Consider the following 23,268-nt stretch of genomic DNA (forward strand, 5'->3'; position numbering starts at 1 on the left):
CGAAGAAGCCAGCACCGATTCAACGGTTGGACGCCAGCTCCGCCATCCGCTGCAACACCGCATGCAGCCCATTGCTGCGCGATGGCGAAAGCTGGCGCTCCAGGCCCAGCTGAGTAAACCACTCACGCAGATCGAGCCCGGCAAGTTCTTCACTGGCCAACCCCTGCACCCGCACCAGCAACAACGCCAGCAGCCCGCGCAACAGGCGTGCATCGCTGCTGGCCTTGAACCGCCACAAACCCTCGGCCTGCTCGGCCACCAGCCATACCAGGCTTTCGCAACCATGCACCCGGTTGGCCTCGGTCTTTTCAGTATCAGCCAGCGGTTCCAGCCGATCGCCCCACTGCATCAGCAGCCGCGCACGCTGTTCCCAACCCTTGCCCTGCTCGAAAGCTTCCAGCGCCTGGCGCGCCTGATCGGGCAAGGTCATCGCAACAGCTCCAGGCCTTGATCCAACGCCTCGAAGAAACGCTGCAAGTCATCGCTGTCGTTATACAGCCCCAATGACACGCGGATCGCGCCCTCCAGGCCCAAGCCCTTCAGCAGCGGCATCGCACAGTGGTGCCCGGCACGCACGGCAATGCCTTGCTCGGTCAGCAGGTGGGCGATGTCGGCGTTGTGCACGCCTTCGATGACGAAACTGGCAAGGGCCGCCTGTGGCGTCCCCAGGATGCGCACGCCATCGCGGTCTGCCAGGCCGCGCAGCAAGTGCTGGTGCAGGCTGGTTTCATGGGCTACGAGTGCCTGGGCATCGAGGCTGGCCAGGTAGTCTAGGGTCGCACCCAGGCCGATCACCCCGGCGATCGGTGGCGTGCCAGCCTCGAACCCCAGCGGCGCCGGGCGGAAGCTGGCGCTGTGGTACTCGGCCAGTTGCACCATCTCGCCGCCGAACTGCCAATGGTGCAGCAGCTCCAGCGCCTGGCTGCGGCCGTACAGCACGCCCACGCCTTCCGGGCCGTACAGCTTGTGACTGGAGAACACATAGAAGTCGCAGCCAAGCTGCTGCACATCATGGCGGCCATGCACCACGCCCTGGGCACCGTCGACCACTGTCAGCGCGCCTTGCGCACGGGCATGGGCCAGCAGTGCCGGTAACGGTTGCCAGGTGCCCAGCACGTTGGACAGCTGGCTCACCGCCAGCACCCGGGTGCGCGGGCCGATCAGTTGCAGCGCCTGGTCCAGGTCGATGCGGCCATGGGCATCCAGCGGCAGCACCACCAGACGCAGGTTGCGCCGGCGCGCCAGCTGTTGCCAGGGCAGCAGGTTGGCATGGTGCTCCAGGGCACTGACGGCAATTTCGTCACCGGCCTCGAAGCGGTGTTCCAGGCCATAGGCCAGCAGGTTCAGCGCCGAAGTGGCACCGTGGGTGAAGATGATCTGCCGCGAGTCTGGCGCATTGAGCCAGGCGGCAACCTTGTCGCGGCTGGTTTCGAAGGCCTGTGTGGCCAGTGCGCCGGGCAAGTGCTGGGCACGGTGCACGTTGGCTGCGCCATGGCCGTAGTAATGGCTCAGGGCATCGAGCAGGGCTTGCGGCTTCTGGGTGGTGGCGGCGCTGTCCAGGTAGGTCTGGTGCTGCCGTTGCAGGGCGGCGATGGCGGGAAAATCGGCACGCCAGGGGGAGGGCTGAAACATGGTCGCGGGGCCTGGAATGAAAATCGGGTCTGGCGTGGTGCCAGACCCGATCTTAACATTTCAAACGCTGAGAATCCGCTGTTCGCGAGCAAGCTCGCTCCGGCAGCGGTTGAAGGGGTCTCAGTTGTGCGCGTGCAGCGCCTCGTTCAGCTCGATGGCCGACTTGTGGGTCTTGCACTCCACCGCGCCGTTCAGCGAGTTGCGGCGGAACAGCAGGTCGGTCTGGCCGGCCAGGTCGCGGGCCTTGACCACTTTGACCAGCTGGTTGTTCTCGTCCAGCAGGTTCACCTTGGTACCGGCGGTGATGTACAGGCCGGCTTCGACAGTGTTGCGGTCGCCCAGCGGAATGCCGATACCGGCGTTGGCGCCGATCAGGCAGCCTTCGCCAACCTTGATGACGATGTTGCCGCCACCGGACAGGGTGCCCATGGTCGAGCAGCCGCCGCCCAGGTCCGAGCCCTTGCCGACGAATACGCCAGCGGAAACGCGGCCTTCGATCATGCCCGGGCCTTCGGTGCCAGCGTTAAAGTTGACGAAGCCTTCGTGCATGATGGTGGTGCCTTCGCCGATGTAGGCGCCCAGGCGCACGCGGGCGGTGTCGGCGATACGCACGCCGGCCGGGACCACGTAGTCGGTCATTTTCGGGAACTTGTCCACCGAGAACACTTCCAGCAGCTCGCCCTTCAGGCGCGCTTCCAGTTGCAGTTCGGCGAGTTCGGCCAGATCGACCGCGCCCTGGTTGGTCCAGGCCACGTTAGGCAGCAGCGGGAAGATGCCAGCCAGGCTCACGCCGTGCGGCTTGACCAGGCGGTGCGACAGCAGGTGCAGCTTGAGGTAGGCCTCTGGGGTCGAGGTCAGCGCGGCGTCTTCGGCCAGCAGGGTGGCGACCAGCGGCTTGTGGCTTTCGGCCAGGCGGGTCAGCAGGGCGGCTTGGGTGGCATCCACACCTTTCACGGCTTCGGCCAGTTGCGCGGCCTGGGCGTTGCTGAAGGCGATGGCCTGGTTGCCACCTTGGTATCCGAGAACAGGGGCTACTGCAGCGACCAGTTCGGCGCTCGGGTTGAGCAGCGGTTGTGCGTAGAACACTTCCAGCCAGGCGCCCTGGCGGTTCTGGGAGCCGACACCGAAGGCCAGGCTGAACAGGGTATTGGACATGTGATTACCTCGTGCGAAATAGGGTAGGGGCTCAGGCCAGGGCAGCGGCGTACAGGTCGGGCTTGAAGCCGACCAGGGTGCGCGCGCCAAGGTCGAGCACCGGGCGCTTGATCATCGACGGCTGGGCCAGCATCAGCTCGACGGCCTTGGCCTGGTCGAGGTCGGCCTTGCTGGCGTCGTCCAGCTTGCGGAAGGTGGTGCCGGCACGGTTGAGGATGACTTCCCAGCCGTGTTCCTCGCACCAGCGGTTCAGGCTGTCACGGTCGATGCCTTGGGCCTTGTAGTCGTGGAATTCGTAGGCGATGGCCTGGTCTTCGAGCCAGGTACGTGCCTTTTTCATGGTGTCACAGGCTTTAATGCCGTAGAGCGTGTAGGTCATTGTGTGCATTGGGGATCACAGGCTGCCCCAATCTCTCCGTTTTCCGATTTCAGTCGCGGGATTATGCGGGAACGATCCTGTGAGCGCCACGGGTGTGCATGTCTTGGGTCTTGCAGTGTGTCGGAGACCGAGCGCCGCCCGCGCGGCGCTCGGTCTCCGACACACTGCAAGGCTCAAGGCATGCATCTGCTGGGCGATAAGGGGTCGAACCTGCGCCACCGACAAACCGAAGTATCATCATGTTACATATTCATCCGCCACCTGCGACTATCGTGCAGCGGCCCCGAATCGCCCACCGCCGCTAACATATTGTTTCAATGGCGATGTGTCGCCCTGTTGTCGTTTCTGGTTCACAAAGGAAGCTTTCCCGGATGCAGTCCGCCTACACCGTCCTCATCCTGCTGACGCTGGTCAGCGTGTCGAAGCTGGTCGGCCGCATGATTCCGCTGCCCTTGCCGCTAGTACAGATCGCCGCTGGTGCCTTGCTCGCTTGGCCGACACTGGGCCTGCATGTGGCACTGGACCCCGAGCTGTTCCTGTTCCTGTTCCTGCCACCGTTGCTGTTCGCCGACGGCTGGCGCATTCCCAAGCGCGAGTTGTGGCGCATTCGTGGGCCGGTGGTGGCGCTGGCCGTGGGCCTGGTGCTGTTTACCGTGGTTGGGGCCGGTTACTTCATTCACTGGCTGCTGCCGAGCATCCCGCTGCCCGTGGCCTTCGCCTTGGCCGCAGTGTTGTCGCCAACCGACGCCGTGGCGGTTTCGGCCATTACCCAGGACCGCCTGCCCACCCCGCTGATGCACATGCTCCAGGGCGAGGCCCTGATGAACGATGCCTCGGGCCTGGTGACCTTCAAGTTCGCCCTGGCGGCGGCGATCACCGGGGTGTTTTCGCTGACCGACGCAAGCTTCAGCTTCGTACTGGTCGCCCTGGGTGGCCTGGCGGTGGGCGTGGCCCTGAGCTGGCTGATCGGCCGCCTGCGTGCCTGGATGATCGCTCGCGGCTGGGACGACCCGGCCACCCACGTGGTGTTCATGTTGCTGCTGCCGTTCGCTGCCTACGTGCTGGCCGAGCGCCTGGGCGTGTCGGGCATCCTTTCGGCGGTAGCGGCTGGCATGATGCAGAGTTGGCTCGACCTGCTGCCACGGCAGACCAGCACGCGCCTGCTCAACCGCAGTGTGTGGTCGCTGCTGGAGTTCGCTTTCAACGGCCTGATCTTCCTGCTGCTGGGCCTGCAGTTACCGGACATCATCAAGGCCGTGGTCAGCCATGAACCCACCGTATGGCCGACCCTGGCCTGGCGCTGCCTGGACGTGGTGGCGATCTTTGTGGCGCTGATCTTGCTGCGGTTCATCTGGGTCCAGAGCATCTGGCGCTCGATCGGTGTGGTACGCCGCTGGCGCGGCAAGCCGGCGCTGGTGCTGATGCCCACGGCGCGCTCCTGCTGGCTGCTGACCCTGGGTGGTGTGCGCGGTGCGGTTACCCTGGCCGGTGTGATGTCGATCCCGTTGCTTATGGGAGCAGGCAAGGCCTTCCCGGAGCGTGACTTGCTGATCTTCATTGCGGCCGGTGTGATCCTGTTGTCATTGATCAGCGCTTGTATCGCGCTGCCGCTGTTGCTGCGCGGGGTGACCAAGAGCCCGGACGAGCGCTTGCACCAGGAAGTGCAGGAGGCCTGGCGACGGACGGCCGAGGCGGCGATCCATGCGCTGGAGGCAGAGGAAGTGATCGACAGCAACGCGCCGCAGGATGCCGCGCAGGCGACCCTGGCGACCGAGTTGAAGGCGCGCTTGATGGCGGAATACCGCGATGAGCTGGACAGCTACAATGACAGCGCCGAGGCCAAGGCCCTGGCTGAGCAGATGGACTTGCTGGAGCGGCGTTTGCGCCTGCGGGCGCTGCGGGCCCAGCGGCTGGAGCTGTATGAACTGCATCGCCAGCATCTGGTGGGGGATGAAGTGGTGAGGCAGGTGCTGGGTGAGCTGGATATGAGTGAAGCAAACCTGGGGTCAGTCAGGTAGACCCCAAGGGGCCGCTTTGCGGCCCTGTGGGAGCGGGTTTACCCGCGAATCAGGCGACGCGGTGCATGGCACCGGCTGTGCCGGTGTTCGCGGGTAAACCCGCTCCTACAGGTACTGCACAACACTCGAGGGCTGTACGGCGCCTGTCGAATCAGCGGTTCTGCAGGAATTCGCGAATCCGCTCCGCCGCTTCGATGCACTCGGCCAGCGGTGCAACCAGTGCCATGCGCACACGCCCGGCACCCGGGTTCACGCCATCCACTTCACGCGACAGGTACGACCCCGGTACCACCGTCACATGCTGGGCCTCGAACAGGTCGCGGGTGAACTCGGCATCGCTGCCGGGCACCTTGGCCCACAGGTAGAAGCTGCCATCCGGGCGCTGCACATCCAGCACCGGCTGCAGGATATCAAGCACGGCGTCGTACTTGGCGCGGTACTGGTCGCGGTTCTCACGCACATGCGCCTCGTCCTGCCAGGCAGCGATACTGGCCAGCTGGGTTTGTACCGGCATGGCGCAGCCGTGGTAGGTACGGTACAGCAGGAACGGCTTGATGATCTCGGCGTCACCGGCGACGAAGCCCGAGCGCAGGCCCGGCAGGTTGGAGCGCTTGGACAGGCTGTGGAATACCACGCAGCGCTTGAAGTCGCTGCGGCCCAGTTCCGCACAGGCAGTCAGCAGGCCTGGTGGTGGGGCATCCTCGTCGAAGTACAGCTCGCTGTAGCACTCGTCGGCGGCAATCACGAAGTCGTGCTCGTCGGCCAGGGCAATCAGCTTCTTCAGGGTGTCCATCGGCACCAGTGCGCCGGTGGGGTTGCCCGGCGAGCACAGGAACAGGATCTGGCAACGCTTCCACACTTCAGCCGGCACGGCGTCGAAGTCGGGGTTGAAACCGTTGCTTTCCAGGCACGGCAGGTAGTGCGGGGTGGCACCGGCCAGCAGCGCTGCGCCTTCGTAGATCTGGTAGAACGGGTTGGGGCTGACCACCAGGCCGTCATCGGCGCGGTTGACCACGGCCTGGGTGAAGGCGAACAGCGCTTCACGGGTGCCGTTGACCGGCAGGATGTGGCGGTCGGCATCCAGCCAGCCGGCCGGTACGCCGAAGCGCCGCTCGCACCACTGGCCGATGGCCTGGCGCAGGGCGGGCAGGCCGATGGTGCTCGGGTACACCGCCAGCTTGTCGAGGTTGTCGGCCATGGCCTGGGCGACGAACGCCGGCGATTCGTGCTTCGGCTCACCGATCGACAGGGCGATGGCGCGCTTGTCCGCCGCAGGTGCAACGCTGCCCAGCAGGGCGCGGAGTTTCTCGAACGGGTAGGGCTGAAGCTGGGTCAAGGCATGGTTCATCGGCGCAAGGTCTCGTCAATCGTCTAATCGTTAAAAGGTCACGCGGGTAGGGCTGGCATCGCTGGCCTGGCCGGCCTGCAGCTGCTGGACGATGGCTTCCTGCAGTCGGCTGCACAGTTGCGGGTCGGACAGCGGCTGGTTGTCGGCATCGGTGATGAAGAACACGTCTTCCACCCGCTCGCCAAGGGTGGCGATCTTGGCGTTCTGCAGCGACAGGTCGAACTCCAGGAAGATCCGCCCCAGCCGGGCCAGCAGGCCAGGGCGGTCAGGTGCGGTGATTTCGAGGATGGTCACCGGCCGCTGGGCATCGTTGAGGATGGTTACCTGTGGCGGGAAGTCGAAATGCTTGAGCTGGCGCGGTACCCGGCGCTGGATGATGGTCGGGTAGTCCTCGGGGTTGCGCAGCGCTTCGGTCAGGCCGTCGCGAATCTGCTTGACCCGCTGCGGGTTGTCGCCGATCGAGCCGCCGTCGTTGTCCAGCACGATGTAGGTATCGAGGGTGAACTGGCTGCTCGAGGTGATGATCCGCGCGTCATGAATGTTCAGGTTCAACTGCGACATCGCCGCCACGGTCACGGCGAAGAAGTCGTGCTGGTCGGGGGCATAAATGAAGATCTGCGTGCCACCCTCGAACTCGCGCTGGGTGGTTTCCTTGATCAGCACCAGCGGCCCGCCATCGGCCGGCTGCTGGAGGATCGCGTCACTGTGCCAGGCCACGTCGGCGGCGGTGTGCTTGAGGAAGTAGTCATCGCCCAGCTGCGACCACAGCTGCTCGACATCGTCCGGGTCGGTGCCTTCGCGCACCAGGATATCCAGCGCCGCCGATTGGGTCTGGCGAATCTGCTCTTCGCGGTCTAGCGGGTTTTCCAGGCCTCGGCGCAGGGCGCGTTTGGTCTCGGTGTACAGCTGGCGCAGCAGGCTGGCCCGCCACGAGTTCCACAGGCTGGGGTTGGTGGCGTTGATATCGGCCACGGTCAGCACGTACAGGTAGTCCAGGCGTGTCTCGTCGCCCACGTGCAGGGCAAAATCGTTGATTACCTGAGGGTCGGACAGGTCCTTGCGCTGGGCGGTGGTCGACATCACCAGGTGGTTCAGCACCAGCCAGACGATCAGCCGGCTGTCCCAGGCCGGCAACTGGTGGCGCTCGCAGAACTTCTGCGCATCCACCGCACCCAGCTCGGAATGGTCGCCCTGGCGGCCCTTGCCGATGTCGTGATACAGGCCGGCCAGGTAGATCAGCTCGGGCTTGGGCAGGCGGCCCATGAGCTTGCTGGCCAGCGGGAATTTCTCGGACACCGGGGTGTATTGCAACTTGCGCAGGTGCTTGATGAGGTTGAGGGTGTGCGCATCGACCGTATAGATGTGGAACAGGTCGTGCTGCATCTGCCCGACGATCAGGCCGAACTCCGGCAGATAGCGGCCAAGGATGCCGTAGCGGTTCATCCGCCGCAGGTTGCGGTGGATACCGATTTCACACTTGAACAGCTCGATGAACAGGCTGGTGTTGCGGATATCGGTGCGGAAAGTGTCGTCGATCAGGTGCCGGTGTTCGCGCAGCAGCCGCACCGTATCGGCGCGTACGCCCTTGATCTCGGGATGCTGAGCCATCAGCACGAAGATTTCCAGCATGGCGAACGGTGTGCGCCTGAACACGTTCGGCCTGACTGCCTCTATATAGCCATCATGCAGGCGGAAGCGCGCATTCAGCGGCTGGGTGGTGCCGCTGTCGTCATCGGCGAGGATGACCTCCTCGAAGTGCTGGATGATCAGGTCGCACAGCTGGCTGATGCTCATCACCACCCGATAGTACTGCTGCATGAACTGCTCGATCGCCCGCTTGGGGTTGTCGTCGCTGTAGCCCAGCAGCGCGGCGATGCTGCGCTGGTGGTCGAACAGCAGGCGGTCCTCGGCGCGCCCGGCCAGCATATGCAAGGCGTAGCGCACCTTCCACAGGAAGTCCTGGGACGAGGCCAGCAGCTCGTTCTCGCTTTCCAGCAGGAAACCTTCGCCGGCCAAGGCGTGCAGGTTGAGTGTGCCGTACTGGCGGCGGGCCACCCACAGCACTGTCTGGATGTCGCGCAGGCCACCGGGTGAACCTTTCACGTTGGGTTCGAGGTTGTACTCGGTATCGTTGTACTTGTGGTGGCGGGCCTTGAGTTCGGCGCGCTTGGCCAGGAAGAAGTCCTTGCTCGGCCACATGTGCGCAGTGCTGGTCACCTCAAGCATGCGTTGGCGCAGCGCCTCGGGGCCGGCAATGGTGCGGCTTTCCATCAGGTTGGTGATGACCGTCAGGTCGGCGCGGGCCTGCTCGGCGCACTCGTCGACGGTGCGCACGCTCTGGCCCACTTCCAGGCCGATGTCCCACAGCAGGGTGAGAAACCTCTCTATGGCGTCGCGGTACTGCTCGTGTTCGGCAGCACCCAGCAGGATCAGCAGGTCGATGTCCGAATGCGGGTGCAGCTCGCCGCGCCCGTAGCCACCCACCGCGACCAGGGCGATGCCGCTCTGGTCGCCCCAGTCGAACTGGTTCCAGGCCTGTTGCAGGATGTTGTCGACGAGCCAGGCGCGGGCCTCGATCAGTGGGCGGATTTCGCTGCCACTGCGGAAACGCTTGTCGAGCACCTCGCCGGCCTGGCGGATGGCTTTCTTGAAGGCGGCGATGGGGCTCGCCTTGAGGGCCAGTTCCGCCTGGAACTGGCCGCGGTCGAACAGCTCGGGGTCCACCTGGGGCATCGCGTCACGTTCCTGTCGTGGGGGTGGCCTGTGGGAGTGCGGTCAGGCCGAGGTGCGCGGGATGGTGTCGTCCTTGCGCAGGGTGAAGATCTCGTAGCCGGTTGCGGTCACCACCAGGGTGTGCTCCCACTGGGCCGAGAGCTTGCGGTCCTTGGTGATGGCGGTCCAGCCGTCGCCCAGCACCTTGGTGTCGGCCTTGCCCTGGTTGATCATCGGCTCGATGGTGAAGGTCATGCCTTCCTTCAGCTCCATGCCGGTGCCGGCGCGGCCGTAGTGCAGGATCTGCGGCTCTTCGTGGAACACCTTGCCGATGCCGTGGCCGCAGAACTCGCGCACCACCGAGAAGCCGTTCTTTTCAGCGTGCTTCTGGATCACTTCGCCGATGTCGCCCAGGCGGCAGCCCGGCTTGACCAGTTCGATGGCCTTGTACATGCACTCCTGGGTGACCTTGGACAGGCGCTCGGCCCATACCGGCACGGTGCCGACGTGGAACATGCGGCTGGTGTCGCCGTGGTAGCCGTCCTTGATCACGGTGACGTCGATGTTCAGCGTGTCACCGTCCTTGAGCGGCTTGTCGTTGGGGATGCCGTGGCAGACCACATGGTTGATCGAGGTGCAGATCGACTTCGGGTAGCCCTTGTAGTTGAGCGGTGCCGGGATGGCCTGCTGGACGTTGACGATGTAGTCGTGACACAGGCGGTCCAGCTCTTCGGTGGTGACACCGGGCTTGACGTGTTCCTCGATCATTTCCAGCACCTCGGCGGCCAGGCGGCCAGCGATGCGCATCTTCTCGATGTCTTCTGCGGTCTTGATGGTGACGGTCATTACAGGCTCTCTACAGCGCCGTGCACGGCGCGAACAAACGGGAAAGGCCGGATTCTAGCAGAGCAGGGCGCCGATCGGTCGGGATAAAGGCGGCAATGCTGCTGTCTACAGCTGGCATTCTGGCGCGAAAGCCGGGGTGCTGCAAAAACCGCTGACGGACGCAACAGTATCCGGGTTCCGTTCGGTCGCGGTCTGTGGTATAAAATGCGCCGCTTTCGGGGACGACCCCGTCAGCACTTAACCCACACACGTGTCGACACGATGACCTGGGTGCCCCGAGTTGCAGAATTCGCGGGTTGGTCATTGGGATACGTGGAGGCCCAACCCGACTTATCAAGGAACTATCATGTCCCAAGTCAACATGCGCGATATGCTGAAGGCCGGTGTGCACTTCGGCCACCAGACCCGTTACTGGAACCCGAAAATGGGCAAGTACATTTTCGGCGCGCGTAACAAGATCCACATCGTCAACCTGGAAAAAACCCTGCCAATGTTCAACGACGCTCTGTCGTTCGTAGAGCGCCTGGCTCAGGGCAAGAACAAGATCCTGTTCGTCGGCACCAAGCGTTCCGCCGGCAAGATCGTCGCCGAGCAAGCTGCTCGTTGCGGTTCGCCGTACGTTGACCACCGTTGGTTGGGCGGCATGCTGACCAACTACAAGACCATCCGCGCTTCGATCAAGCGTCTGCGCGACCTGGAAACCCAGGCCGAAGACGGCACTTTCGCCAAGCTGACCAAGAAAGAAGCCCTGATGCGCTCCCGCGACCTGGAAAAACTGGATCGCAGCCTGGGCGGCATCAAGGACATGGGTGGTCTGCCAGACGCTCTGTTCGTTATCGACGTTGATCACGAGCGCATCGCGATCACCGAAGCCAACAAGCTGGGCATCCCGGTAATCGGCGTTGTCGATACCAACAGCAGCCCGGAAGGTGTTGACTACATCATCCCAGGTAACGATGACGCCATCCGCGCTATCGAGCTGTACATGACTTCGATGGCTGACGCAGTCATCCGCGGCCGCAACAACGTTGCCGGCGGCACCGAAGTTTACGCTGAAGAAGCGGCTGCACCTGCTGCCGAGTAATTAGACGCTAGCGTCGACTTGGCACGCAAAAAGGGGGCTCTGCCCCCTTTTTGCCACCTTGAAATCCTGCTGTCAGCATCGGCCCCGCATCATGGGCCCGCTGAGATAAACACAGTGGATTTGCAGAATTGAACGCCCGTGACGAACGGGTGGAATGGTTGAAAAACTTTCCAAGAGGATTTTGAAATGGCAGCAATTACTGCAGCGCTGGTCAAAGAACTGCGCGAGCGTACCGGCGAAGGCATGATGGATTGCAAGAAGGCCCTGGAAAAGGCCGGCGGCGACATCGAAAAAGCCATTGACGACATGCGTGCCTCGGGCGCCATCAAGGCCGCCAAAAAGGCTGGCAACGTCGCTGCTGAAGGCGCTATCGCCGTCAAGACCGACGGTAAATCCGCCGTCCTGCTGGAAGTGAACTCGCAGACCGACTTCCTGGCCCTGCAAGACGACTTCAAGAACTTCGTTGCCGACAGCATCGAAGAAGCCTTCGCCCAGAAGCTGACCGACGCTGCTCCGCTGATCGCTTCGCGTGAAGCTGCTCGTGAAGCCCTGGTTGCCAAGTGCGGCGAGAACGTCAACATCCGTCGCCTGGTGCGCGTTGAAGGTGACGTTGTCGGTGCCTACCTGCACGGCAACAAGATCGGCGCTGCCGTTGTCCTGAAAGGCGGCGACGTCGATCTGGCCAAGAACATCGCCATGCACGTTGCAGCTTCGAACCCTGAGTTCCTGCTGCCGTCGGAAGTATCGGCCGAAGCCATCGAGCGCGAGAAGGGCGTCTTCCTGCAGCTGAACGCTGACAAGATCGCCGGCAAGCCGGAAAACATCGTCGAGAACATGATCAAAGGTCGTATCTCGAAGTTCCTGGCCGAAGCCTCGCTGGTCGAGCAAGCCTTCGTCATGAACCCGGAAGTCAAGGTTGGCGAGCTGGCCAAGAAAGCCGGTGCTGAAATCGTTTCCTTCACCTACTTCAAAGTAGGCGAAGGCATCGAGAAGCCAGTCGACGACTTCGCTGCTGAAGTTGCCGCTCAGGTAGCTGCTGCCAAGCAGTAAGACAGCCCCGTCTGTCGCCCCGAAGAGGCTGCCCGCTCACGCGCGCAGCCTCTTTGTCAAAACGGCGAAGGGTTTATAAGGCCCGTCGCCGCTGGCACCGAAGCGGTGCCACGCTACAGTTAGCAGGCTGCAAACAGCCCGCACGAATTTTCTAAAAGTACGCCGCAGGAGAGACTCGCAATGGCTCAGCAGGTGAGTGGTCGCCAACCTCGCTATAAACGCATTTTGCTCAAACTTAGCGGCGAGGCCCTGATGGGCTCGGAAGACTTCGGGATCGACCCGAAAGTGCTGGATCGCATGGCCCTCGAAGTTGGCCAGCTGGTAGGGATCGGTGTCCAGGTCGGCCTGGTGATCGGTGGTGGCAACCTGTTCCGCGGTGCCGCGCTCAGCGCAGCCGGCATGGACCGCGTCACCGGTGACCACATGGGCATGCTGGCCACCGTGATGAACGGCCTGGCCATGCGCGATGCGCTGGAGCGCTCGAACATCCCGGCCCTGGTAATGTCGGCCATTTCCATGGTCGGTGTCACCGATCATTACGATCGTCGCAAAGCTATTCGCCACCTCAACTCCGGGGATGTGGTAATTTTCTCCGCCGGTACCGGCAACCCGTTCTTCACCACCGACTCCGCCGCCTGCCTGCGCGCCATCGAAATCGATGCCGACGTGGTGTTGAAGGCGACCAAGGTCGATGGTGTGTACACTGCCGATCCATTCAAGGACCCGCATGCCGAGAAGTTCGATCACCTGACCTACGACGAGGTCCTGGATCGCAAGCTGGGTGTAATGGACCTGACCGCAATCTGCCTGTGCCGTGACCACAAGATGCCATTGCGGGTATTCAACATGAACAAGCCTGGCGCCCTGCTGAACATTGTGGTGGGTGGCGCTGAAGGTACTCTGATCGAGGAAGGCCAAGCATGATCAACGACATCAAGAAAGACGCGCAGGAGCGCATGACCAAGTCCCTCGAGGCCCTGGCTCGCAACCTCGCGGCAATCCGCACCGGTCGCGCCCACCCAAGCATCCTGGACAGCGTCAAGGTCACTGCCTGGGGTAGCGAGATGCCGCTGAACCAGGTGGCCGCGATCACCGTCGAAGATGCCCGCACCCTGAAGATCGTCGCGCACGACAAAAACCTTAGTGCTGCCATCGAAAAGGCCATCCTCACCTCCGACCTGGGCCTGAACCCGTCCAGCGCCGGCACCACCATCCGTGTGCCGATGCCGGCCCTGACCGAGGAAACCCGCAAGGGCTACACCAAGCAGGCCAGCGGCGTTGCCGAGGATGCCAAGGTGGCTGTGCGCAACGTGCGCCGTGACGCTCTGGCCGACCTGAAGAAGCTGACCAAGGACAAGGAAATCAGCGAAGACGAAGAACGTCGCGCCGCTGACGAGATCCAGAAGCTGACCGACAAGTACGTTGCCGAAGTCGATGCCGCCTTCAAAGCCAAGGAAAAGGACCTGATGGCCGTCTAAGGCCGGGGTTTTTTAATGGAAAAGACCAAGCCAGCGGCACCGTCCTCGGTGCCGCGTCATGTCGCGATCATCATGGATGGCAACAACCGCTGGGCGAAAAAACGCCTGTTGCCCGGTGTTGCCGGGCACAAGGCGGGTGTCGACGCCGTTCGCGCGGTCATCGAAGTCTGTGCCGAATCCGGGGTCGAGGTGCTGACCCTGTTCGCCTTCTCCAGCGAGAACTGGCAGCGTCCCGCCGAAGAGGTCGGTGCGCTGATGGAACTGTTCTTCTCGGCCCTGCGCCGCGAGGCCAAACGCCTCAACGAGAACAACATCAGCCTGCGTATCATCGGTGACCGTTCGCGCTTCCATCCCGAGCTGCAGGCCGCCATGCGCGAGGCCGAGGCGCTGACCGCCGGCAACAACCGCTTCATCCTGCAGATCGCGGCCAACTACGGTGGCCAGTGGGACATCGCCCAGGCCGCCCAGCGGCTGGCGCGGGAAGTGCAAGCCGGGCACCTGCGCCCGGAAGACATCACCCCGGGCCTGCTGCAGACCTGCCTGGCAACCGGCGAGCTGCCGCTGCCGGACCTGTGCATCCGCACCGGTGGCGAGCACCGCATCAGCAACTTCCTATTGTGGCAGCTGGCCTACGCCGAGCTGTACTTCTCCGACCTGTACTGGCCGGACTTCAAACACGAGGCCATGCGCACCGCCCTGGCCGATTTCGCTTCGCGCCAGCGCCGCTTCGGTAAGACCAGCGAGCAGGTCGAGGCTGGAGCTCGTGCTTAATGCTTAAACAACGCATCATTACCGCGCTGATCCTGCTGCCGATCGCGCTGGGTGGCTTCTTCCTGCTCAACGGTGGGGACTTCGCCCTGTTCATCGGCTTCGTGGTGACCCTCGGCGCCTGGGAGTGGGCGCGTCTGGCCGGGCTCATGGCCCAGCCGCTGCGCATCGCCTATGCCGTGGTCGTCGCCGGAGCGCTGATGCTGCTGTACATCCTTCCGGAGCTGGCGCCCTGGGTGCTGGGCGCTGCGGTGATCTGGTGGGGGTTGGCCACCTGGCTGGTGCTTACCTATCCACGTAGTAGCGAGCTGTGGGCCAGTGCAGCCTGCCGGTTGCTGATCGGCCTGCTGGTTTTGCTGCCGGCCTGGCAGGGTCTGGTGCTGCTCAAGCACTGGCCGCTGGGTAACTGGCTGATCCTGTCGGTCATGGTGCTGGTGTGGGCTGCCGATATTGGCGCGTACTTCTCTGGCCGTGCCTTCGGCAAGCGCAAGCTGGCGCCTCAGGTCAGCCCTGGCAAGAGCTGGGAAGGCGTGTATGGCGGCCTGGCGGTCAGCCTGGTGATTACCCTGGTGGTCGGAATCAGTCGCGACTGGGGCTTCGGCCAGATTCTGCTGGGCCTGCTGAGTGCAGCCCTGGTGGTCATGTCTTCGGTGGTCGGTGACCTGACCGAAAGCATGTTCAAGCGCCGTTCCGGCATCAAGGACAGCAGCAACCTGTTGCCTGGCCATGGTGGGGTACTCGATCGTATCGACAGCCTGACTGCGGCGATCCCGATTTTCGCCGTGCTGCTATGGGCCGCCGAATGGGGTGTGATGTGAGTCGTCCGCAGCGTATTACCGTGCTCGGGGCCACCGGCTCCATCGGCCTGAGCACGCTGGATGTCATCGCGCGCCATCCCGACCGTTATCAGGTGTTCGCCCTGAGTGGCTATTCGCGTATCGACGAATTGCTTGCGCTGTGCGTGCGCCATCGGCCGACATTCGCCGTGGTACCGAATGCCGAGGCGGCCGCGCGACTGCGCGAAAGCCTGGTTGCGGCAGGTTGCGCCACCGAGGTGCTGGAAGGCGAGGTCGGGTTGTGCCAGGTGGCTTCTGCGTCGGAAGTGGACGCGGTGATGGCGGCCATCGTCGGCGCCGCCGGCCTGCGCCCCACCCTGGCGGCGGTCGAGGCGGGCAAGAAGGTGTTGCTGGCCAACAAGGAGGCGCTGGTGATGTCCGGCGCGCTGTTCATGGAGGCGGTGCGGCGCAGTGGTGCCGTGCTGCTGCCGATCGACAGCGAGCACAATGCGATCTTCCAGTGCATGCCCGGCGACTACGCGCGCGGACTGAGTGCCGTCGGCGTGCGCCGGATCCTGCTCACCGCATCCGGTGGCCCGTTCCGCGAGACCCCCGTCGAGGCGCTGCTGGACGTCACCCCGGAACAGGCCTGCGCGCACCCCAACTGGTCCATGGGGCGCAAGATTTCCGTGGATTCGGCCAGCATGATGAACAAGGGCCTGGAGCTGATCGAGGCCTGCTGGTTGTTCGATGCTGCACCGGCCAAGGTCGAGGTGGTGGTGCACCCGCAGAGCGTGATCCACTCCCTGGTGGATTATGTGGACGGTTCGGTGCTGGCGCAGTTGGGTAACCCGGACATGCGCACACCCATCGCCAACGCCCTGGCCTGGCCCGAGCGGATCGATTCCGGGGTGGCGCCGCTGGACCTGTTCGCCATCGCCCGTCTGGACTTCCAGGCGCCCGACGAACAGCGCTTCCCTTGCCTGCGCCTGGCGCGGCAGGCTGCCGAGGCCGGCAACAGCGCACCGGCCGTGCTCAATGCGGCAAATGAGGTCGCAGTCGAGGCATTTCTCCAGCGGCGTATCCGCTTCCCGGAGATCGCGGGTATGATCGAACAGGTGCTCGATCAGGAGCCCGTCGTACCGCTGCCGTCGCTGGACGCGGTGTTCGCCGCCGACCAGCGTGCCCGGGAGCTTTCCCGTGAGTGGCTGAGGCGTCACGGTCGCTGATGCAGGCTCGCCACGGTTCACGAGGGGGCTGGGCATGATGCCAGCCCGCTGAACATCATTCGGAGATGGATATGACAGCGCTCTACATGATTATCGGCACCCTCGTAGCCTTGGGTGTGCTGGTCACTTTCCATGAATTCGGCCACTTCTGGGTGGCACGCCGCTGCGGTGTCAAGGTGCTGCGCTTCTCGGTGGGCTTCGGCACGCCGCTGCTGCGCTGGCATGACCGCCATGGCACCGAGTTCGTGATCGCGGCGATCCCGCTGGGTGGCTACGTCAAGATGCTCGACGAGCGCGAGGGGGACGTGCCGCCGGCGCTGATCGAGCAGTCGTTCAACCGCAAGACCGTACGCCAGCGCATCGCGATCGTCGCGGCGGGCCCGGTTGCCAACTTCCTGCTGGCCATCCTGTTCTTCTGGGTGCTGGCGATGCTGGGTACCCAGCAGATCCGCCCGGTGATCGGCGCGGTCGATGCGGGCAGCCTGGCAGCATCGGCAGGCCTGACCGCAGGTCAGGAAATCGTCTCCATCGATGGCAAGCCGACCAATGGTTGGTCTGCGGTCAACCTGCAACTGGTTCGCCGCCTGGGCGAGAGCGGCACCTTGCAGGTTGGCGTGCGTGAAGAGGGCGCCAGCGCCGAGCGCCAGCTGCAGGTGAAGCTGGACAGCTGGCTCAAGGGCGCCGACGAGCCGGACCCGATCCAGTCCCTTGGGCTGCACCCTTGGCGCCCGGCGATCTTGCCGGTGTTGGCCGAGATCGATCCGAAGGGGCCGGCTGCCGCTGCGGGCCTGAAAACCGGTGACAAGCTGCTGGCGCTCGATGGCGTGGCGGTGAGCGAATGGCAGCAGGTGGTCGATGCCGTGCGGGCCCGCCCGCAAGCCAAGGTTCTGGTGCGTGTCGAGCGCGATGATGCTGTGCTGGACGTCCCGGTCACCCTGGCGCGCAAGGGCGAGGGCAAGGCGGCCGGCGGCTATCTGGGCGCCGGGGTAAAAGGTGGCGAATGGCCTGCCAACATGCTCCGCGAAGTCAGCTACGGCCCGCTGGATGCGGTGGGTGAGGGCTTGTCACGCACCTGGAACATGAGCGTCCTGACCCTTGAATCGCTGAAGAAAATGCTGTTCGGGGAGCTCTCGGTAAAAAACTTGAGCGGACCGATAACCATTGCTAAAGTGGCGGGCGCTTCAGCCCAGTCCGGCGTGGGGGATTTCCTGAATTTCCTGGCCTACCTGAGCATAAGCCTGGGGGTTCTTAACCTGCTGCCTATCCCGGTTCTGGATGGGGGGCATTTGCTGTTTTACCTGGTCGAGTGGGTGCGCGGTCGTCCGCTGTCGGATCGGGTGCAAGGTTGGGGGGTCCAGATCGGTATCAGTTTGGTCATAGGGGTGATGTTGCTCGCCCTGATCAACGATCTGGGTCGACTATAAAGCTTCGCTCAATTGCGAAACCTGCCGTCTTGTCGCGGCGGGCTGTTTATTGCCAGTTGGAATAAAAGGACTTCATGAAACGTCTGCTGCTAACTGCGGTCATGTCCGCACTGATGATCGCTGAAGTTCACGCCGAGTCCTTCACCATCTCCGATATCCGCGTCAACGGCCTGCAGCGGGTTTCCGCCGGCAGTGTCTTCGGTGCCTTGCCGCTGAACGTCGGCGACCAGGCCGATGACCGCCGACTGGTGGAGTCGACCCGTTCCCTGTTCAAGACCGGCTTCTTCCAGGACATTCAGCTGAACCGCGATGGCAATGTCCTGATCATCAACGTGGTCGAACGCCCGTCGGTGTCGAGCATCGAGATCGAAGGCAACAAGGCGATCAGCACCGAAGACCTGATGAAAGGCCTGAAGCAATCCGGCCTGGCCGAAGGCGAGATCTTCCAGCGTGCCACCCTCGAAGGTGTGCGTAACGAACTGCAGCGCCAATACGTGGCCCAGGGCCGCTATTCGGCCGAGGTCGACGCCGAGGTGGTGCCGCAGCCGCGCAACCGCGTGGCGCTGAAGATCAAGATCAACGAAGGCACCGTCGCCGCCATCCAGCACATCAACATCGTTGGCAACAACGTGTTCGACGACGAGACCCTGGCGCAGCTGTTCGAGCTGAAGACCACCAACTGGCTGTCGTTCTTCAAGAACGACGACAAGTACGCCCGCGAAAAGCTCTCCGGTGACCTGGAGCGCCTGCGTTCCTACTACCTGGACCGCGGCTACATCAACATGGACATCGCCTCCACCCAGGTGTCCATCACGCCGGACAAGAAACACGTCTACATCACCGTCAACATCAACGAAGGCGAGAAGTACACCGTCCGTGACGTGAAGCTGTCCGGTGACCTGAAGGTGCCGGAAGACCAGGTCAAGTCGCTGCTGCTGGTGCAGCCTGGCCAGGTGTTCTCGCGCAAGGTGATGACCAGCACCTCCGAGCTGATCACCCGCCGCCTGGGTAACGAAGGCTACACCTTCGCCAACGTCAACGGCGTGCCGCAGCCGAACGATGAAGACCACACCGTCGACATCATGTTCGTGGTCGACCCGGGCAAGCGTGCCTACGTCAACCGCATCAACTACCGCGGCAACACCAAGACCGAAGACGAAGTGCTGCGTCGCGAAATGCGCCAGATGGAAGGCGGCTGGGCCTCGACCTACCTGATCGACCAGTCCAAGACCCGCCTGGAACGCCTGGGCTTCTTCAAGGAAGTGAACGTCGAGACCCCGCCGGTGCCGGGCACCGACGACCAGGTCGACGTCAACTACAGCGTCGAGGAACAGGCCTCCGGCTCGATCACCGCCAGCGTCGGTTTCGCCCAGAGCGCCGGCCTGATCCTCGGTGGTTCGATCAGCCAGAGCAACTTCCTCGGTACTGGTAACAAGGTATCCATCGGCCTGACCCGTTCGGAATACCAGACCCGCTACAACTTCGGCTTCGTTGACCCCTACTTCACTGCCGATGGCGTGAGCCTGGGTTACAACGCCTTCTACCGCAGCACCGACTACGACGACCTCGACGTCGACGTGGCCAGCTACGCGGTGGACAGCTACGGTGCAGGCGTCAGCCTCGGCTACCCGATCAGCGAGACCTCGCGCCTGACCTATGGCCTGAGCGTGCAGCAGGACAAGATCAAGACCGGCAAGTACACCGTTGACGAGATCTTCGATTTCCTCGAAGAGGAAGGCGACAGCTTCCTGAACTTCAAGGCCTCGATCGGCTGGTCGGAGTCGACCCTGAACAAAGGCGTGCTGGCGACCCGTGGTCACTCGCAAAGCCTGACCCTGGAATCCACCATTCCGGGCAGCGACCTGTCGTTCTTCAAGCTCGACTACCGCGGCCAGCTGTTCAAGCCGATTACCAACGACTACACCCTGCGCCTGCACACCGAACTGGGCTATGGTGATGGTTACGGCAGCACCTCCGGCCTGCCGTTCTACGAGAACTACTTCGCGGGTGGCTTCAACTCCGTCCGTGGCTTCAAGGACAGTAGCCTGGGCCCACGCAGTACCCCAAGCCGCGGCGAGGCCAACGGTGGCAAGCCAGGCACCATTGCCGACCCGGACCAGGATCCGTTGCCGTTTGGTGGCAACGTGCTGGTACAAGGTGGTGTGGAGCTGCTGTTCCCGCTGCCATTCGTCAAGGATCAGCGTTCGCTGCGCACGTCCGTGTTCTGGGATGTGGGTAACGTGTTCGACACCAATTGCGGCAACCAGCCTGATTGCGAGAAGGTCGGTTTCTCGGGTATGGCCAGCTCGGTCGGCCTGGGCGTGACCTGGATCACCGCACTGGGCCCGCTGAGCTTCAGCCTGGCAATGCCGGTGAAGAAGCCGGACGATGCCGACACCCAGGTGTTCCAATTCTCTCTGGGCCAGACCTTCTGAGGTCGGCCCTCGCTTAATGACAACGGTTTATCCAGGAGTGCATCGTGCGTAAGTTGACCCAACTGGCCGTAGTGGCCGCGGCGCTTGTCGCCACCCCGGCTTTCGCCGAAATGAAGGTTGCCGTCCTGAACTATCAGATGGCCCTGCTGGAGTCGGACGCCGCCAAGAAATACGCGGTGGATGCCGAGAAGAAGTTCGGCCCGCAACTGACCAAGCTGAAAAGCCTGGAAAGCAGCGCCAAGGGCATCCAGGACCGTCTGATCAAGGGCGGCGACAAGATGCAGCAGCAGGAGCGCGAGCGCCTGGAACTCGAGTTCAAGCAGAAGGCCCGTGACTTCCAGTTCCAGTCCAAGGAACTGAACGAAGCCAAGGCCGTTGCTGACCGCGACATGCTCAAGCAGCTGAAGCCGAAGTTGGATGGCGCTGTCGAGGAAGTGATCAAGAAAGGTGGTTACGACCTGGTCCTCGAGCGTGGCGCGGTCATCGATGTCAAGCCTCAGTACGACATCACCCGCCAGGTCATCGAGCGCATGAACCAAGCCCGTTGATATGACCGTGACCATGACGCTAGGCCAGTTGGCCGAGGCCCTCGGCGCCACTCTCAAGGGCCCCGAGGCGCTGCAGATTACCGGGCTGGCCACCTTGCAGGAGGCTGGCCCAGGTCAGTTGAGCTTCCTCGCCAACCCGCAGTACCGCAAGTTCCTGGATAGCAGCCAGGCGGCTGCGGTGCTGCTGAAGGCGGCGGACGCCGAAGGCTTTGCCGGCAATGCGCTGATCGTCGCCGACCCGTATCTGGCCTATGCGCGCATCTCCCACCTGTTCGACCCCAAACCCAAGGCTGTGGCGGGTATTCATCCCAGCGCCGTGGTGGCCGAGGACGCGCAGGTGGACGCCAGTGCCAGCATCGGGCCGTTCGCGGTCATCGAAAGCGGTGCGCGCATCGCGGCCAATGTCAGTGTGGGAGCACACTGTGTGGTCGGTGCCCGTTGCGTGATCGGTGAGGGCGGCTGGCTGGCCCCGAGGGTCACCCTGTACCATGATGTGACCATCGGCAAGCGTGTGGTCATCCAGTCAGGTGCCGTGATTGGCGGTGAAGGCTTCGGTTTTGCCAACGAGAAGGGCGTGTGGCGCAAAATTGCCCAGATCGGTGGTGTTACCATCGGCGACGACGTGGAAATCGGTGTCAACACTGCGGTCGATCGCGGGGCACTGTCGGATACTCGCATCGCTGATGGGGTCAAGCTCGACAACCAGATCCAGATCGCCCACAACGTTCAGATCGGTGAGCATACGGCCATGGCTGCATGCGTCGGGATTTCCGGCAGCACGCGCATCGGCAAGCATTGCACCATTGCCGGAGGTGTCGGCATGGTGGGTCATATCGATGTCTGTGATAACGTTTTCGTGTCCGGGATGACCATGGTGACCCGTTCGATCACCGAACCGGGTGCCTATTCTTCCGGCACTGCCATGCAGCCACTGGCTGAATGGCGCAAGAGCGCCGCGCGTATCCGCCACCTGGACGACATGGCCAAGCGTCTCCAGCAGCTGGAAAAACGCGTCGATACCGTGACCTCAGGTGGCCAGCCGACATCAGAAGGCTGATACCATTCCCTGAGCAAGAGTGAACAGTCGCTAGCTGGCTCCTCTTTGGACTGCAAAAGGAGCGTGTGGTCAGCACCTGCGCTCCCTATTCTTATTACAGGCTTCCCCCCCGAAATGATGGACATCAACGAGATTCGCGAATACCTGCCTCACCGTTACCCGTTCCTGTTGGTGGACCGCGTGACGGAGCTGGACTACGAGGCCCAGAGCATTCGTGCCTACAAGAATGTCAGCATCAACGAGCCGTTCTTCAACGGCCATTTCCCGGCGCACCCGATCATGCCGGGCGTCCTGATCATCGAAGCCATGGCACAGGCCGCGGGTATCCTCGGTTTCAAGATGCTCGACGCCAAACCGGCCGATGGCACCCTGTACTACTTCGTCGGCTCCGACAAGCTGCGTTTCCGTCAGCCGGTACTGCCAGGTGACCAGTTGGTGCTGGAAGCCAAGTTCCTCAGCCGCAAGAGCATGATCTGGAAATTCGAGTGCCGCGCCCTGGTCGACGGCAAGCCGGTTTGCTCGGCAGAAATCACCTGCGCGGAACGCTCCCTATGAATTCGATTGATCCTCGGGCCATTATCGACCCGTCGGCCAGGCTGGCCGATGGTGTCGAGGTCGGCCCCTGGTCGATCGTTGGCCCTGATGTGGAAGTCGGGGAGGGCACCGTTATCGGCCCGCATGTTGTGCTCAAAGGGCCGACCCGCATCGGCAAGCACAACCGAATCTTTCAGTTTTCCTCGATCGGCGAAGACACCCCGGACCTCAAGTACAAGGGTGAGCCGACGCGCCTGGTGATCGGTGACCACAATGTGATCCGCGAAGGGGTGACCATCCACCGCGGTACCGTCCAGGACCGTTCTGAAACCACCGTCGGTGACCATAACCTGATCATGGCCTATGCCCACATCGGCCACGACAGCGTCATCGGCAACCACTGCATCCTGGTCAACAACACGGCCTTGGCCGGCCATGTGCACGTGGGGGATTGGGCGATCCTGTCCGGCTACACCCTGGTGCACCAGTACTGCCATATCGGTGCCCACGCGTTTTCCGGCATGGGCACGGCGATCGGCAAGGATGTCCCGGCCTTCGTCACCGTGTTCGGCAGCCCGGCCGAAGCCCGCAGCATGAACTTCGAAGGCATGCGCCGCCGGGGTTTCAGCGACGAGGTGATCCATGTGCTGCGCCGTTGCTACAAGATCGTCTATCGCCAGGGCCTGACCGTCGAAGACGCGCTCAAGGAGCTGGACGAACTGGCTGCGAAGCACCCTGAGGTCGATCTGTTCCGCCAGTCGATCGTGAACTCCGCCCGCGGCATCACCCGCTGAC

General features: G+C 63.2%; 21 protein-coding genes. 14 read left to right on the plus strand and 7 right to left on the minus strand.

The window, feature by feature from the left end:
• Positions 1-19: 19 nt before the first annotated feature.
• The 4 genes from NY023_RS06045 to NY023_RS06060 all read right to left on the minus strand — a co-directional run bounded on the left by NY023_RS06045 (position 20) and on the right by NY023_RS06060 (position 3,166).
• Positions 20-430 (minus strand): SufE family protein, encoded by a 411-nt coding sequence (locus NY023_RS06045; RefSeq protein WP_013971243.1) that lies wholly within the window; start codon positions 428-430, stop codon positions 20-22.
• On the minus strand, positions 427-1,632 hold the full coding sequence (locus NY023_RS06050; protein ID WP_013971244.1) for a cysteine desulfurase: 1,206 nt from the start codon (positions 1,630-1,632) through the stop codon (positions 427-429). Before NY023_RS06050 ends, NY023_RS06045 begins: the two co-directional genes overlap by 4 nt.
• Positions 1,633-1,752: 120 nt before the next feature.
• On the minus strand, positions 1,753-2,787 hold the full coding sequence (gene dapD / locus NY023_RS06055; RefSeq protein WP_013971245.1) for a 2,3,4,5-tetrahydropyridine-2,6-dicarboxylate N-succinyltransferase: 1,035 nt from the start codon (positions 2,785-2,787) through the stop codon (positions 1,753-1,755).
• Between the two features lie 31 nt (positions 2,788-2,818).
• Positions 2,819-3,166 (minus strand): ArsC family reductase, encoded by a 348-nt coding sequence (locus NY023_RS06060; RefSeq protein WP_013971246.1) that lies wholly within the window; start codon positions 3,164-3,166, stop codon positions 2,819-2,821.
• Between the two features lie 371 nt (positions 3,167-3,537).
• Here NY023_RS06060 and NY023_RS06065 point away from each other — a divergent pair, with 371 nt between their 5' ends.
• Complete coding sequence (locus NY023_RS06065) at positions 3,538-5,184, plus strand: Na+/H+ antiporter (protein ID WP_013971247.1); 1,647 nt, start codon at positions 3,538-3,540, stop codon at positions 5,182-5,184.
• Positions 5,185-5,335: 151 nt separating this feature from the next.
• Here NY023_RS06065 and dapC read toward each other — a convergent pair whose 3' ends face one another.
• Genes dapC through map form a run of 3 tightly spaced genes read right to left on the minus strand, consistent with a single transcriptional unit; the run spans position 5,336 to position 10,090 of the window.
• Positions 5,336-6,532 carry a succinyldiaminopimelate transaminase gene (dapC, locus tag NY023_RS06070; protein WP_013971248.1) on the minus strand — a complete coding sequence of 399 codons (1,197 nt, stop codon included), beginning with the start codon at positions 6,530-6,532 and terminating at the stop codon, positions 5,336-5,338.
• A 30-nt stretch (positions 6,533-6,562) separates the two neighbouring features.
• Entirely contained in the window at positions 6,563-9,265 is a 2,703-nt protein-coding gene (locus NY023_RS06075) for a [protein-PII] uridylyltransferase (protein WP_023662319.1), read from the minus strand.
• Between the two features lie 42 nt (positions 9,266-9,307).
• Complete coding sequence (gene map / locus NY023_RS06080) at positions 9,308-10,090, minus strand: type I methionyl aminopeptidase (protein WP_004375406.1); 783 nt, start codon at positions 10,088-10,090, stop codon at positions 9,308-9,310.
• Between the two features lie 346 nt (positions 10,091-10,436).
• On the opposite strand from map, the gene rpsB reads away from it, so the two are divergent.
• The 13 genes from rpsB (at position 10,437) to lpxA (ending at position 23,267) form a co-directional block, all read left to right on the plus strand.
• Complete coding sequence (gene rpsB, locus NY023_RS06085) at positions 10,437-11,174, plus strand: 30S ribosomal protein S2 (RefSeq protein ID WP_003252287.1); 738 nt, start codon at positions 10,437-10,439, stop codon at positions 11,172-11,174.
• 186 nt (positions 11,175-11,360) lie between these two features.
• On the plus strand, positions 11,361-12,224 hold the full coding sequence (gene tsf / locus NY023_RS06090; RefSeq protein ID WP_013971250.1) for a translation elongation factor Ts: 864 nt from the start codon (positions 11,361-11,363) through the stop codon (positions 12,222-12,224).
• 180 nt (positions 12,225-12,404) lie between these two features.
• Positions 12,405-13,148, plus strand: coding sequence for a UMP kinase (gene pyrH / locus NY023_RS06095; RefSeq protein ID WP_003252294.1), 744 nt, complete (start codon positions 12,405-12,407; stop codon positions 13,146-13,148).
• Positions 13,145-13,702 carry a ribosome recycling factor gene (gene frr / locus NY023_RS06100; protein WP_013971251.1) on the plus strand — a complete coding sequence of 186 codons (558 nt, stop codon included), beginning with the start codon at positions 13,145-13,147 and terminating at the stop codon, positions 13,700-13,702. Before pyrH ends, frr begins: the two co-directional genes overlap by 4 nt.
• Before the next feature lie 15 nt (positions 13,703-13,717).
• A complete protein-coding gene (gene uppS, locus NY023_RS06105) occupies positions 13,718-14,473 on the plus strand; it encodes a polyprenyl diphosphate synthase (RefSeq protein ID WP_013971252.1) in 756 nt (251 codons plus the stop codon).
• Positions 14,473-15,288: a phosphatidate cytidylyltransferase gene (locus NY023_RS06110; RefSeq protein WP_013971253.1), complete on the plus strand. Its 816-nt coding sequence runs from the start codon at positions 14,473-14,475 to the stop codon at positions 15,286-15,288. Before uppS ends, NY023_RS06110 begins: the two co-directional genes overlap by 1 nt.
• The gene (gene ispC / locus NY023_RS06115) at positions 15,285-16,475 is read left to right on the plus strand and encodes a 1-deoxy-D-xylulose-5-phosphate reductoisomerase (protein WP_013971254.1); all 1,191 of its coding nucleotides are present in this window, start codon (positions 15,285-15,287) and stop codon (positions 16,473-16,475) included. Before NY023_RS06110 ends, ispC begins: the two co-directional genes overlap by 4 nt.
• A 71-nt stretch (positions 16,476-16,546) precedes the next feature.
• Positions 16,547-17,899: an RIP metalloprotease RseP gene (gene rseP, locus NY023_RS06120; RefSeq protein WP_038408813.1), complete on the plus strand. Its 1,353-nt coding sequence runs from the start codon at positions 16,547-16,549 to the stop codon at positions 17,897-17,899.
• Between the two features lie 74 nt (positions 17,900-17,973).
• Positions 17,974-20,334: an outer membrane protein assembly factor BamA gene (gene bamA / locus NY023_RS06125; RefSeq protein WP_013971256.1), complete on the plus strand. Its 2,361-nt coding sequence runs from the start codon at positions 17,974-17,976 to the stop codon at positions 20,332-20,334.
• Positions 20,335-20,378: 44 nt separating this feature from the next.
• Positions 20,379-20,882, plus strand: coding sequence for an OmpH family outer membrane protein (locus NY023_RS06130; RefSeq protein WP_015269197.1), 504 nt, complete (start codon positions 20,379-20,381; stop codon positions 20,880-20,882).
• Between the two features lies 1 nt (position 20,883).
• Entirely contained in the window at positions 20,884-21,939 is a 1,056-nt protein-coding gene (gene lpxD, locus NY023_RS06135) for a UDP-3-O-(3-hydroxymyristoyl)glucosamine N-acyltransferase (protein ID WP_013971258.1), read from the plus strand.
• Between the two features lie 114 nt (positions 21,940-22,053).
• The gene (gene fabZ / locus NY023_RS06140; RefSeq protein WP_004375427.1) at positions 22,054-22,494 is read left to right on the plus strand and encodes a 3-hydroxyacyl-ACP dehydratase FabZ; all 441 of its coding nucleotides are present in this window, start codon (positions 22,054-22,056) and stop codon (positions 22,492-22,494) included.
• Positions 22,491-23,267 (plus strand): acyl-ACP--UDP-N-acetylglucosamine O-acyltransferase, encoded by a 777-nt coding sequence (gene lpxA / locus NY023_RS06145; RefSeq protein ID WP_013971259.1) that lies wholly within the window; start codon positions 22,491-22,493, stop codon positions 23,265-23,267. Before fabZ ends, lpxA begins: the two co-directional genes overlap by 4 nt.
• The last annotated feature ends 1 nt before the right edge of the window (position 23,268 follow it).

The organism is Pseudomonas sp. NBB, assembly GCF_032701105.1.
GTDB lineage: Bacteria > Pseudomonadota > Gammaproteobacteria > Pseudomonadales > Pseudomonadaceae > Aquipseudomonas > Aquipseudomonas asiatica.